This is a genomic window from Streptomyces sp. P5F9, from assembly GCF_057961495.1.
The window spans coordinates 1-12,921 of record NZ_JBXVPZ010000273.1; the positions used below are offsets into that span (position 1 = coordinate 1).

Genomic DNA, 12,921 nt, shown 5'->3' on the forward strand with positions numbered 1-12,921 from the left:
TCCCCCTACACCCACTCCGTCCTCACCCAGAACGACCAGCACAAGAAGCGCCGCCGGAACAGGCTCCTCGGGCTGCTCGCGGTCGTCTTCGTGGCGGCCGTGGGTACGGCCGGCCTTCTCGCGGCAAAGGGCGACGACAAGAAGAAGGCGACGACCGACAACGCCCCCGCGGCGAGCCTGGGACGCCTCGACGTCCGGGACACGGCCGAGAAGAAGCCCGCCACCACCACCGGTGACATGGCGTTCCGCTTCTCGATCGACGACGCGGCCGCCGGCGAACACACCGAGATGCCGGGCACCTGGGCCACCGACAAGATCCTCGCCAAGGGCATCAACCAGACACTGGCCGGCTTCAGGACAGGCACCGACGCGGCACCGGGCGACGAGGTGTGGAAACTCCGCCTGGCCGGCCCGATCTGCGGCTACACCCGCCGTGTGACCGGCGAGAACCGTACCGCCGTCGTCTTCAGGGACAGCAAGGACAAGGCGTCCCTCTGCGACCACGTCGCCTTCTTCGACCTCGACGACGGCAAGCAGATCTGGGAGCACGAGTTCCCCGTCTCCACGATCGGCGACGAACCGGGCACCCCGACGGACAGCGCCGTCCAGGACACCCCGAGCGTCACCCTGACCCACGCCACCGTGACCGTCACCTGGGGCGGCGGCACGGACGCGTACGACATGGACACCGGCGAGCGGACCTGGCGTACGACCGAGTCCGGCTCGTGCCAGGACATGGGGGCCGCGGGCGGACGCGCCCTGCTCGTGCGCCTCGAATGCTGGGACGACAGCACGACCGCAGCCTCGTGGCAGACGATCACCTACAAGGTGCGCAAGGTCGATCCCGGCACGGGCAAGGAGAAGTGGACGTACGCCGGGACCAAGGGCCTCCGGGATCTCGAACTGCCGTCGAGCGATCCGCCCGTCGTCGCCGTCTCGGCGGGGGAGACGGGCTTCACCGAGCTGCTCTCCCTGGACGACCGGGGCACGGTGCGCGCCACGATCGGCCTGACCAGCGGCAGCTACGTCGGTGACTGCTCCGACGCGGTCGACTACCTCGTCGTCGACGACTGCCAGACCATCGCCGTCGGCCTCGGCCAGGTCTTCGTCCGGAGCAAGGAGGCGGGCGCCCCGCACAACTCGAACTGGATCATCGGCTTCGACCTGGCGACCGGGAAGACGACGGAGAAGTTCGAGTCCGGGCCCGACTCCCTGCTGTATCCGCTGCGCGTGAGCGGCAGCCGGCTCCTCGCGCTGCGGATGAGCGACGACCGCATCTCCCCGTCGGCACTCGTCAGCCTCGACCCGAAGACCGGCAAGGAGACCCCGTACCTCTACTTCGGGGTACCGACGGACGCCGACACCCTCACGACCCTCGACGCGAACGACATCCTCGTCCAGGACGGCCGGCTGTACTTCGCGGCCCACGCGGCGGACGGTCCCAGCAGCGGCAAGGCGTGGATCTGGCTGGTCCTGGGCATCGGGAGCAGCGCCACGAAACAGTGACGGCAAGTGGCGGTGACAGCAGAAGGGGCGGCACGCGCACGCGTGCCGCCCCTTCTGCCTGCGTACGGCCGTACGACTACTGCTGCTCCTCCGGAGCCGGCTCCAGGTCGAACTCCCCGTCCCGGGCGCCCAGCACGAAGGCCGTCCACTCCGCCTCCGTGTACCGCAGCACGGTGTCGGGGTCGAGCGACGAGCGCATGGCCACCGCGCCGTCGGGCAGGTCGGCGATCTCGACGCGCTCCTCGTGGTCCTCCGTGCCCGGCGCGCTGCGCCACTCGACACCCGAGATGTCGAGGGCGTACAGCTCGTCCCGCTCCCGCTCCTTGCGTGCCTTGATCTCCTGCTCCGTCTCCGCCATGGCGAAGCGACCCCTTCCGGACGAACCGACGTGTTCCACGCTTCCATCCATGGAAGGCTCGTTCCATCCACGGACGGAAGTCACCCTAGTGGCCGTATCCGCCCCGGTCAGGGCCCTTCACGGAGCTGGACCGAGGTGTCCCCCCAGGCTGGTACGCTGTGTAGCGGCCGTTTGTGTACGCACCCCCGGAGCTCACGCTCTGGAGGCAGCGCCCAGCGGATCCCGCCTCCCGAGTCACGGAAGCTCCCCTGAGAAGTGGACCAGGGGCACTCGGTGGCACATCTCAGACTACGAGGAGTACGCGTGTCGCTCGACGCCGCTACGAAGAAGCAGCTCATCAGTGAGTTCGGTCAGAAGGAGGGCGACACCGGCTCCCCCGAGGTCCAGGTCGCCATGCTCTCGCGCCGTATCTCGGACCTGACCGAGCACCTCAAGACCCACAAGCACGACCACCACTCCCGTCGTGGTCTGCTGATCCTGGTCGGTCAGCGCCGCCGGCTGCTCCAGTACCTGGCCAAGAAGGACATCCAGCGCTTCCGTGCGCTGGTCGACCGCCTGGGCATCCGCCGCGGTGCGGCGGGCGCCAAGTAGGACGCCGTGAAGGGAGCGGTTCCCGAAACGATCGGGAGCCGCTCCCTTTGCCGTACATGCGGATTGCCCGTACGTACGGAAACGTGCGGAGTGTCACTCACGCTTTGTAGTGTGGTAGCACAACGCAGGACGCACGACCCAGCATGACCTTGCACGACACCGCACGACCACGTGCGACAGAGCACGACCACGAAGAGGAGAAGCGCGCCTCGCCGCCGCCGGTCCTCGGTAGTGGCCCCCGGGGATGAAGCCCCGGGTGCTTCGATCGAAGACCGGCCCGCACCAGACAGCGCTTCTCCGCCACCGTCCCCCCGCCACACGGGCGGGGAGGGACGAAAGACGACAAGTAACGGAGAAAACGCTAGTGGAGAACGAGACCCACTACGCCGAGGCCGTCATTGACAACGGCACTTTCGGCACCCGCACCATCCGCTTCGAGACGGGCCGCCTGGCCAAGCAGGCCGCCGGCTCCGCCGTCGCGTACCTGGACGACGACACCATGGTGCTGTCGGCCACCACCGCCTCCAAGAACCCCAAGGACCAGCTCGACTTCTTCCCCCTCACGGTGGACGTCGAGGAGCGGATGTACGCCGCCGGCAAGATCCCCGGCAGCTTCTTCCGCCGTGAGGGCCGCCCCTCCGAGGACGCGATCCTCACCTGTCGGCTGATCGACCGCCCGCTGCGCCCGTCCTTCAAGAAGGGCCTGCGCAACGAGATCCAGGTCGTCGCCACGATCATGGCCCTCAACCCCGACCACCTGTACGACGTCGTGGCGATCAACGCCGCCTCCGCGTCCACGCAGCTGGCCGGTCTGCCCTTCTCCGGCCCGGTCGGCGGCGTCCGCGTCGCGCTGATCAACGGCCAGTGGGTCGCGTTCCCGACGCACACCGAGCTTGAGGACGCCGTCTTCGACATGGTCGTCGCCGGTCGCGTCCTGGAGGACGGCGACGTCGCGATCATGATGGTCGAGGCCGAGGCCACCGAGAAGACCATCCAGCTGGTCGCAGGCGGCGCCGAGGCGCCCACCGAGGAGGTCGTCGCCTCCGGCCTGGACGCCGCGAAGCCCTTCATCAAGGTGCTCTGCAAGGCCCAGTCCGACCTCGCCGCGAAGGCCGCCAAGCCGACCGGCGAGTTCCCGATCTTCCTCGACTACCAGGACGACGTCCTGGAGGCCCTCACCGCCGCCGTCCGCCCGGAGCTCGCCTCCGCGCTGACCATCGCCGGCAAGCAGGACCGCGAGGCCGAGATCGACCGCGTCAAGACTCTCGCCGCCGAGAAGCTCCTCCCGGAGTTCGAGGGCCGCGAGAAGGAGATCTCCGCCGCGTACCGCTCGCTGACCAAGTCCCTGGTCCGTGAGCGCGTCATCAAGGAGAAGAAGCGCATCGACGGCCGCGGTGTCACCGACATCCGCACCCTGGCCGCCGAGGTCGAGGCCATCCCGCGCGTGCACGGTTCCGCGCTGTTCGAGCGTGGCGAGACCCAGATCCTGGGCGTCACCACCCTCAACATGCTCCGCATGGAGCAGCAGCTGGACACCCTCTCCCCGGTGACCCGCAAGCGCTACATGCACAACTACAACTTCCCGCCGTACTCCGTCGGCGAGACCGGCCGCGTCGGCTCCCCGAAGCGCCGCGAGATCGGCCACGGAGCGCTCGCCGAGCGCGCCCTGGTCCCGGTCCTGCCGACGCGCGAGGAGTTCCCCTACGCGATCCGTCAGGTGTCCGAGGCCCTCGGCTCGAACGGCTCGACGTCCATGGGCTCGGTCTGCGCCTCCACCATGTCGCTGCTGAACGCCGGTGTGCCCCTCAAGGCCCCCGTCGCCGGTATCGCCATGGGCCTGATCTCCCAGGAGATCAACGGCGAGACGCACTACGTCGCCCTCACCGACATCCTCGGTGCGGAGGACGCCTTCGGCGACATGGACTTCAAGGTCGCCGGCACCAAGGAGTTCGTCACCGCCCTCCAGCTCGACACCAAGCTGGACGGCATCCCCGCCTCCGTCCTGGCCGCCGCTCTCAAGCAGGCCCGTGACGCCCGCCTCCACATCCTCGACGTGATGATGGAAGCGATCGACACGCCGGACGAGATGTCCCCGAACGCCCCGCGGATCATCACCGTCAAGATCCCCGTGGACAAGATCGGCGAGGTCATCGGCCCGAAGGGCAAGATGATCAACCAGATCCAGGAGGACACCGGCGCCGAGATCACGATCGAGGACGACGGCACCATCTACATCGGTGCCCAGGTCGGCTCGCAGGCCGAGGCCGCCCGCGCCACGATCAACTCCATCGCCAACCCGACCATGCCGGAGGTCGGCGAGCGCTACCTGGGTACGGTCGTCAAGACCACCACCTTCGGCGCGTTCGTGTCGCTGCTCCCGGGCAAGGACGGTCTGCTGCACATCTCGCAGATCCGCAAGCTCGCCGGCGGCAAGCGCGTGGAGAACGTCGAGGACGTCGTCGGCGTGGGCCAGAAGGTCCAGGTCGAGATCGCCGAGATCGACTCCCGCGGCAAGCTCTCCCTGATCCCCGTCATCGAGGGTGAAGAGAACGCTGAGGACGACAAGAAGGACGACGACGACAAGTGACGTCGACCAGCACCACGACGACGGCCCGCACCTCCCCGGAGGCGCGGGCCGTCGCCCGTACCCAAACCCTCATCCAGGGCACCAACGGCATCGGCACGGTCCGTAAGACCACCCTCCCGGGCGGCCTGCGCATCGTCACCGAGACGCTGCCCTCGGTCCGCTCCGCGACCTTCGGCATCTGGGCACACGTGGGCTCCCGCGACGAGACACCGTCCCTGAACGGCGCCACGCACTACCTGGAGCACCTCCTCTTCAAGGGCACGCACAAGCGCAGCGCGCTGGACATCTCCTCCGCGATCGACGCGGTCGGCGGCGAGATGAACGCGTTCACGGCGAAGGAGTACACGTGCTACTACGCGCGCGTGCTCGACACCGACCTGCCGCTCGCCATCGACGTCGTCTGCGACATGCTGACCGGCTCCCTCATCCGTGAGGACGACGTCAACGTCGAGCGCGGCGCCATCCTCGAAGAGATCGCCATGACGGAGGACGACCCGGGCGACTGTGTGCACGACCTGTTCGCGCGCACGATGTTCGGCGACAACCCCCTCGGCCGCCCCGTCCTCGGCACGGTCGACACCGTCAACGCCCTCACCGCGGACCGCATCCGCCGCTTCTACAAGAAGCACTACGACCCGACCCACCTCGTGGTCGCGGCCGCCGGCAACATCGACCACGACAAGGTCGTACGACAGGTCCGCGCGGCCTTCGACAAGGCGGGCGCCTTCCGCACTCCCGAGGCGGCACCCATCGCCCCGCGCGACGGCCGCCGCGTGCTGCGCTCCACGGGCAAGGTCGAGCTGATCGGCCGCAAGACCGAGCAGGCGCACGTCGTCCTCGGCATGCCGGGCCTGGCCCGCACCGACGAGCGCCGCTGGGCGCTGGGGGTCCTCAACACGGCCCTCGGCGGCGGCATGTCGTCCCGCCTCTTCCAGGAGGTCCGGGAGAAGCGCGGCCTGGCCTACAGCGTGTACTCGTACACGTCCGGCTTCGCCGACTGCGGCCTCTTCGGCGTCTACGCGGGCTGCCGGCCCTCGCAGGTCCACGACGTGCTGAAGCTCTGCCGCGACGAACTCGACCAGGTCGCCGAACACGGCCTGTCCGACGACGAGATCGGCCGCGCCGTCGGCCAGCTCCAGGGCTCCACCGTCCTGGGCCTCGAAGACACGGGCGCGCTGATGAACCGCATCGGCAAGAGCGAGCTGTGCTGGGGCGAGCAGATGTCCGTCGACGACATGCTGGCCCGGATCGCGTCGGTCACCCCGGACGAGGTCCGCGAGGTCGCCCGCGAGATCCTGGGACAGCGGCCCTCGCTGTCGGTCATCGGCCCGCTCAAGGACAAGCAGGCGGCCCGACTGCACGACGCCGTCGCTTAACACCCGCCTTCGGAACCCGTATCCGGTAAGGAAGCAAGAACGATGAGCAAGCTGCGCGTGGCGGTCCTCGGTGCCAAGGGCCGGATCGGCGCCGAGGCGGTACGAGCCGTCGAGGCCGCCGAGGACATGGAACTGGTGGCCGCCCTGGGCCGGGGCGACTCCCTGGAGGCGCTCACGGCTTCGGGCGCCCAGGTGGTGGTCGAACTGACCACCCCTGCCTCGGTGATGGACAACCTCGACTTCTGCGTACGGCACGGTATCCACGCGGTCGTCGGCACCACCGGCTGGACAGAAGAACGCCTCGCGCAGCTGACCGGCTGGCTGGACGCCTCCCCGGAGACGGGCGTCCTCATCGCGCCCAACTTCTCCATCGGCGCCGTACTGACCATGAAGTTCGCGCAGATCGCCGCGCCCTACTTCGAGTCGGTCGAGGTCATCGAACTGCACCACCCGAAGAAGGTCGACGCCCCGAGCGGTACGGCCACGCGCACGGCTCAGCTCATCGCGGAGGCCCGGGCCAAGGCGGGCTCGGCCCCCGCGCCGGACGCCACGACGACGGCCCTGGACGGCGCGCGGGGTGCGGACGTCGACGGGATCCCCGTCCACTCCGTCCGGCTGCGCGGCCTGCTGGCCCACCAGGAGGTCCTGCTGGGCGGCGAGGGCGAGACGCTGACCGTCCGCCACGATTCGCTCCACCACAGCAGCTTCATGCCGGGCATCCTGCTCGGCGCCCGCCGCGTGGTGACGACCCCGGGCCTCACCTTCGGCCTGGAGCACTTCCTGGACCTGGGCTGACATGCGCGCCAAACTCACCTACGCCGTCACGGCCGCCGTCCTGGTCTTCTACTTCGTCCTGGTCGGCAGCCGCGGCGTCATGCTCATACAGTCGGGCACGGTCATCACCGTCACCTTCGGGATCGCGGTCCTGATCCTGCCGGTGATCGGCATCTGGTTCCTCTGGAAGAACACCCAGTTCGTCCGCAACGCCAACAAGCTCGCCGCCGAACTCGACGCCGAAGGCGGCCTGCCCGTCGACGAGTTGAGGCGCACCGCAGGCGGCCGCATCGACCGCGACTCCGCCGACGAGGTCTTCGCCAAGCGCAAGGCCGAGACGGAGGCGGCCCCCGACGACTGGCGCAGCTGGTTCCGTCTCGCCGTCGCCTACCACGACGCCCGCGACACCCCGCGCGCCCGCAAGGCGATGCAGCGCGCGATCGCCCTGCACGACGGCCGCCCCGTCCAGGCCTGACCCATAGGGCGACACACAGCCGCACGCCGAAGGGGCCGACCCGCACTCACTGCGGACCGGCCCCTTCGGCATACGACTGCTCGGCTTACGGCTGCTGTCGGGCGGTCAGCTTCGCCGGTACTCGTCGGACCACACCTCGACCGAGTCCGCGGCCCGGTCGAAGGAGGAGGCCCGCGCCACGAAGTCGATGTCGTGCGTGGTCAGCAGCGCGGTCACGTCCTCCGGAGCACGGTCCTTGCGTACGAGGACCAGCGCCTGCCCCTGCACCGTGCGCGGCAGTCCGAGCCAGCGCACCGGCTGCTGCACCGTGCGCACGGCGACGACCCGGTCCCACCGCACCGTCAGGGTGAAGAGGAACCGCACCCGGCGCAGCCCGCGCGCGCTCACCCACACGCCCATGCGCAGCAGCCGCAGGGCACAGAGGATGACGGCCACCGCGATACCGAGGATCACCGCGGCCTCGGACCGCGAGCCGGTCAACGCGATGATGACCGCGGCGAACAGCACGTACGACGCGAGCAGCAGCACGAGCGCCGCCACCGCCACCCGCCAGGGTCCGGGCCGGTAGGGGCGCCGCCAGCGGTCGCGGTCGTCGAACGGCAGCGCGAGCTCGTCCGCGGCCTCGAATGCGCGGTCGGCCGTAAGGAAGGGCAGGGGCACGGCTGGTGTCCTCACTGAATCCATGCGTGGGCTGTGCCCGGTGAGGCTATCCGGCCGTGTTCCCGCTCACCACCGTTGGGGGTCCGGATGAGTCATGGTCAGCTGTACGGCTGCGCGCCAGGTCAGCGATTGTCGGCGGCCTGGGACTGCTGGTTCTGTGTCGAGAGGTTGTCCTGGGACAGCGCCGGCATCCCGAGGACCAGGGAGCCCACGATTCCGGCGATGATGGTGAGGCCCAGGAGCCAACGCCCGGCTATCTGACCGGCGGACGCACGCTCACGCGGCGGCGGGGTGACGTTGCTGCGGAAGCGGTCGGTCTCGGCGATGAAGGCGAACGGAACGGGTTCGCGCCGACGGAACATCGGTGGTGCTTCTCCCCTCTGGGGTCGAATCGGGATCGAACGGGTGGCTCTCACCAAGACAGACGAGCGAACGCCCCAATTGGTGCCCTGTTTCACCGAATTCGCAGAAGTTCGCCAACGAATGTCGCGGCACGGCACCGAACGCCCCGATGTCAGTGCCGGGCCGTAGAGTGGGCGCCGCCCGAGAGACGTGATGGAAGGACCCTCCGAGCCGTGACCGACACTCCCGCCGACGACCTCAAGCCCAGTTTCCGCAGTGACGTGACCGTCGAGCTGGTCAAGCACACCGCGTCCGACGCGGACGTGCTCTTCGCCGCCCGCGTCTCGACGATCGGCGAGCAGTCCCTGGACGAGATGGGCAAGGACCCCGAGCGCTCCAAGGGCCTGATCAACTACCTGATGCGGGACCGCCACGGCAGCCCCTTCGAGCACAACTCGATGACGTTCTTCATCAGCGCCCCGATCCTCGTCTTCCGCGAGTTCATGCGGCACCGGGTGGGCTGGTCGTACAACGAGGAATCGGGAAGGTACCGGGAGCTCCAGCCGGTCTTCTACGTCCCCGGGGAGTCCCGCAAGCTGGTCCAGGAGGGCCGCCCGGGCAAGTACGTCTTCGTGGAGGGCACCCAGGCCCAGCAGGAGCTGGTCGGCCGCGCCATGGAGGACTCGTACCGCCAGTCGTACGAGGCGTACCAGGAGATGCTCGCCGCCGGCGTCGCCCGCGAAGTCGCCCGTGCCGTGCTCCCCGTAGGCCTCTTCTCCTCGATGTACGCCACGTGCAACGCGCGCTCGCTGATGCACTTCCTCGGACTGCGCACGCAGCACGAGCTGGCGAAGGTCCCGTCCTTCCCGCAGCGGGAGATCGAGATGGTCGGCGAGAAGATGGAGGAGCAGTGGGCCAAGCTCATGCCGCTCACCTACGCCGCCTTCAATGCCAACGGCCGCGTCGCCCCGTAGCGCACCTCTGTTTGCCGATCGGGCACACATGTACGGATGGGCCGTGCGAAGTGTCCGTATTGCGGCATTTGGAGAAGTTCATCTAGCCTGATCAAACGGACCCGGCACTGCTTGAACCCCCGAGCAGGCAGTGCCGGGCTCCATATTTGTCACGACTTGTCGCCTGCCCCTAAGGCAGACCCCGCATTGAGCAGCGAGTAGCGTGTTACCCATGGCTCCGACCTCCACTCCGCAGACCCCCTTCGGGCGGGTCCTCACCGCCATGGTCACGCCCTTCACGGCGGACGGCGCACTCGACCTCGACGGCGCTCAGCGGCTCGCTACCCACCTGGTGGACGCAGGCAACGACGGCCTGGTCATCAACGGCACCACCGGTGAGTCCCCGACCACCAGCGACGCGGAGAAAGCGGATCTCGTACGAGCCGTACTGGAAGCGGTCGGAGACCGCGCCCACGTCATCGCCGGCGTCGGCACGAACGACACCCACCACAGCGTCGAACTCGCCCGCACGGCCGAACACACCGGCGCGCACGGCCTGCTCGTCGTCACGCCGTACTACAACAAGCCCCCGCAGGAGGGCCTCTACCGGCACTTCACGGCCGTCGCCGACGCCGCCGAACTGCCGGTCATGCTCTACGACATCCCCGGCCGCAGCGGCGTCCCGATCGGCACCGACACACTGGTCCGACTCGCCGAGCACCCGCGGATCGTCGCCAACAAGGACGCCAAGGGCGACCTCGGCCGCGCCAGCTGGGCCATCGCCCGGACCGGCCTGGCCTGGTACTCCGGCGACGACATGCTGAACCTGCCGCTGCTCTCCGTGGGCGCGGTCGGCTTCGTCTCGGTCGTCGGCCATGTGGTCACACCCGAACTGCGCACCCTGGTGGAGGCGTACGTCTCCGGTGACGTCCAGAAGGCCACCGAGATCCACCAGAAGCTGCTCCCCGTCTACACCGGCATGTTCCGCACCCAGGGCGTCATGACCACCAAGGCCGCGCTCACCCTCCAGGGACTGCCCGCCGGACCGCTGCGCTCACCGATGGTCGAGTGCTCGCCCGAGGAGATCGCCCAGCTCAAGATCGATCTTGCCGCCGGCGGGGTACAGCTCTGACAACGGACTTCACAACTGAATACGCGGGGCTTCGGCGCCCGCATCCCACATCCGATAACTGCATTTGCACGAACGTCATGCGCGCCACGTGCCCACAGGTACGTGGCGCGCATGGGTAGGAGAGTCTTTTGAGTCATCCGCATCCTGAACTCGCCCCGCCGCCCAAGCTCCCCGAAGGCGGCCTGAGGGTCACCCCACTCGGCGGCCTCGGGGAAATCGGCCGGAACATGACGGTCTTCGAATACGGCGGCCGTCTGCTCATCGTCGACTGCGGCGTGCTCTTCCCCGAGGAGGAGCAGCCCGGAATCGACCTGATCCTGCCGGACTTCACGTCCATCAGGGACCGGCTCGACGACATCGACGGCATCGTCCTCACGCACGGCCACGAGGACCACATCGGTGGTGTCCCGTATCTCCTCCGCGAGAAGGCGGACATCCCGCTGATCGGCTCCAAGCTGACCCTCGCGCTCATCGAGGCGAAGCTCCAGGAGCACCGCATCCGGCCGTACACGCTGGAGGTCGCCGAGGGGCACCGCGAGCGCATCGGCCCCTTCGACTGCGAGTTCGTCGCGGTCAACCACTCGATCCCGGACGCGCTCGCGGTCGCCATCCGCACCCCCGCGGGCATGGTCGTCCACACCGGCGACTTCAAGATGGACCAGCTCCCGCTGGACGGCCGTCTGACAGATCTACACGCGTTCGCACGGCTGAGCGAGGAGGGCATCGACCTGCTCCTCGCCGACTCGACGAACGCCGAGGTCCCGGGTTTCGTCCCGCCCGAGCGCGACATCTCGAACGTCCTGCGACAGGTCTTCGGCGGCGCCCGCAAGCGCATCATCGTGGCGAGCTTCGCCAGCCATGTCCACCGCATCCAGCAGATCCTGGACACGGCCCACGAGTACGGCCGCAGGGTCGCCTTCGTCGGCCGCTCCATGGTCCGCAACATGGGCATCGCCCGTGACCTCGGCTATCTCAAGGTCCCGCCGGGCCTGGTGGTGGACGTCAAGACGCTCGACGACCTCCCGGACAGCCAGGTCGTCCTGGTCTGCACGGGCTCGCAGGGCGAACCGATGGCCGCCCTGTCCCGCATGGCCAACCGGGACCACCAGATCCGCATCGTCGCGGGCGACACGGTGATCCTGGCCTCGTCGCTCATTCCAGGCAACGAGAACGCGGTCTACCGGGTCATCAACGGCCTCACCCGCTGGGGCGCCAACGTCGTCCACAAGGGCAACGCCAAGGTCCACGTCTCCGGACACGCCTCGGCCGGCGAGCTGCTGTACTTCTACAACATCTGCCGGCCGAAGAACCTGATGCCGGTCCACGGCGAATGGCGCCACCTACGGGCCAACGCCGAACTGGGCGCCATGACAGGCGTCCCGCACGACCGCATCGTCATCGCCGAGGACGGCGTGGTCGTCGACCTCATCGAGGGCAAGGCCAAGATCTCGGGCAAGGTCCAGGCGGGCTATGTCTACGTCGACGGCCTCTCGGTCGGCGATGTCGGTGAACCCGCGCTGAAGGACCGCAGGATCCTGGGGGACGAGGGCATCATCTCGGTCTTCCTCGTCGTGGACTCGTCCACCGGCAAGATCACGGGTGGCCCGCACATCCAGGCCCGCGGCTCCGGCATCGATGACTCCGCCTTCGTGGACGTGGTCCCGAGGATCACAGAGGTCCTTGAGCGCTCGGCCCAGGACGGCGTGGTGGAACCCCACCAGCTGCAGCAACTGATCCGCCGCACACTGGGCAAGTGGGTCTCCGACAACTATCGGCGCAGGCCGATGATCCTCCCGGTCGTCGTAGAGGTCTGACCGTCGTACGAACCCTCGTACGCGTGAACCTGGAGCGGGCCGCCTCGATTTGCATCGAGGCGGCCCGCTCCAGTACGTTTACGGCTCCGCCTGAGGGGGAACCCGGACACTTCGCGTGTACGGGGGCTACTCCCGAAGGGCCGGAAAATCCGACTCAGAACTTCTGATAAAGTCGGAACCGCCGGAAAGGGAAACGCGGAAGCGGAAACCTGGAAAGCACCGAGGAAATCGGGACCGGAAACGGTCTGATAGAGTCGGAAACGCAAGACCGAAGGGAAGCCCGGAGGAAAGCCCGAGAGGGTGAGTACAAAGGAAGCGTCCGTTCCTTGAGAACTCAACAGCGTGCCAAAAAT

The 12,921-nt window shown here is 68.4% G+C and carries 12 protein-coding genes; 9 read left to right on the forward strand and 3 right to left on the reverse strand.

From position 1 onward, the window contains the following. On the forward strand, window positions 1–1,506 hold a 1,506-nt coding region (locus AC31A1_RS33195; protein WP_489656878.1), incomplete at its 5' end, for an outer membrane protein assembly factor BamB family protein. A gap of 76 nt (window positions 1,507–1,582) precedes the next feature. On the opposite strand, the gene AC31A1_RS33200 is transcribed toward AC31A1_RS33195, so the two are convergent. Beyond that, complete coding sequence (locus AC31A1_RS33200) at window positions 1,583–1,864, reverse strand: DUF397 domain-containing protein (RefSeq protein ID WP_328678178.1); 282 nt, start codon at window positions 1,862–1,864, stop codon at window positions 1,583–1,585. A gap of 303 nt (window positions 1,865–2,167) precedes the next feature. Between AC31A1_RS33200 and rpsO the strand changes: the two genes are divergently transcribed. From rpsO to AC31A1_RS33225, 5 genes are all read left to right on the forward strand, one after another. Then, window positions 2,168–2,455 (forward strand): 30S ribosomal protein S15, encoded by a 288-nt coding sequence (rpsO, locus tag AC31A1_RS33205; RefSeq protein WP_019064787.1) that lies wholly within the window; start codon window positions 2,168–2,170, stop codon window positions 2,453–2,455. A 364-nt stretch (window positions 2,456–2,819) separates the two neighbouring features. Further along, window positions 2,820–5,042, forward strand: coding sequence for a polyribonucleotide nucleotidyltransferase (locus AC31A1_RS33210; RefSeq protein ID WP_489656879.1), 2,223 nt, complete (start codon window positions 2,820–2,822; stop codon window positions 5,040–5,042). Further along, window positions 5,039–6,418: a M16 family metallopeptidase gene (locus AC31A1_RS33215; protein WP_489656880.1), complete on the forward strand. Its 1,380-nt coding sequence runs from the start codon at window positions 5,039–5,041 to the stop codon at window positions 6,416–6,418. The genes AC31A1_RS33210 and AC31A1_RS33215 overlap by 4 nt, the downstream gene beginning before the upstream one ends. A gap of 42 nt (window positions 6,419–6,460) precedes the next feature. Further along, complete coding sequence (gene dapB / locus AC31A1_RS33220) at window positions 6,461–7,213, forward strand: 4-hydroxy-tetrahydrodipicolinate reductase (protein ID WP_489656881.1); 753 nt, start codon at window positions 6,461–6,463, stop codon at window positions 7,211–7,213. Between the two features lies 1 nt (window position 7,214). Beyond that, a complete protein-coding gene (locus AC31A1_RS33225; RefSeq protein WP_393764774.1) occupies window positions 7,215–7,667 on the forward strand; it encodes a tetratricopeptide repeat protein in 453 nt (150 codons plus the stop codon). Window positions 7,668–7,772: 105 nt separating this feature from the next. Here AC31A1_RS33225 and AC31A1_RS33230 read toward each other — a convergent pair whose 3' ends face one another. Continuing rightward, a complete protein-coding gene (locus AC31A1_RS33230; protein ID WP_489656882.1) occupies window positions 7,773–8,327 on the reverse strand; it encodes a hypothetical protein in 555 nt (184 codons plus the stop codon). A 122-nt stretch (window positions 8,328–8,449) separates the two neighbouring features. Next, window positions 8,450–8,689: a hypothetical protein gene (locus AC31A1_RS33235; protein WP_393764770.1), complete on the reverse strand. Its 240-nt coding sequence runs from the start codon at window positions 8,687–8,689 to the stop codon at window positions 8,450–8,452. 213 nt (window positions 8,690–8,902) lie between these two features. On the opposite strand from AC31A1_RS33235, the gene thyX reads away from it, so the two are divergent. From thyX to AC31A1_RS33250, 3 genes are all read left to right on the forward strand, one after another. After that, window positions 8,903–9,643, forward strand: coding sequence for an FAD-dependent thymidylate synthase (gene thyX, locus AC31A1_RS33240; protein ID WP_384173392.1), 741 nt, complete (start codon window positions 8,903–8,905; stop codon window positions 9,641–9,643). Between the two features lie 211 nt (window positions 9,644–9,854). Next, window positions 9,855–10,754 carry a 4-hydroxy-tetrahydrodipicolinate synthase gene (gene dapA / locus AC31A1_RS33245; protein ID WP_489656883.1) on the forward strand — a complete coding sequence of 300 codons (900 nt, stop codon included), beginning with the start codon at window positions 9,855–9,857 and terminating at the stop codon, window positions 10,752–10,754. A 128-nt stretch (window positions 10,755–10,882) separates the two neighbouring features. Further along, window positions 10,883–12,568: a ribonuclease J gene (locus AC31A1_RS33250; RefSeq protein ID WP_489656884.1), complete on the forward strand. Its 1,686-nt coding sequence runs from the start codon at window positions 10,883–10,885 to the stop codon at window positions 12,566–12,568. Window positions 12,569–12,921: the final 353 nt, after the last annotated feature.

Bases quoted from the DNA above. Each gene is read 5' to 3' on its own strand.
- AC31A1_RS33225 (WP_393764774.1), top strand. From the start codon at position 7,215: ATGCGCGCCAAACTCACCTACGCCGTCACGGCCGCCGTCCTGGTCTTC.
- dapA (WP_489656883.1), top strand. From the start codon at position 9,855: ATGGCTCCGACCTCCACTCCGCAGACCCCCTTCGGGCGGGTCCTCACC.
- AC31A1_RS33235 (WP_393764770.1), bottom strand. From the start codon at position 8,689: ATGTTCCGTCGGCGCGAACCCGTTCCGTTCGCCTTCATCGCCGAGACC.
- AC31A1_RS33200 (WP_328678178.1), bottom strand. From the start codon at position 1,864: ATGGCGGAGACGGAGCAGGAGATCAAGGCACGCAAGGAGCGGGAGCGG.
- dapB (WP_489656881.1), top strand. From the start codon at position 6,461: ATGAGCAAGCTGCGCGTGGCGGTCCTCGGTGCCAAGGGCCGGATCGGC.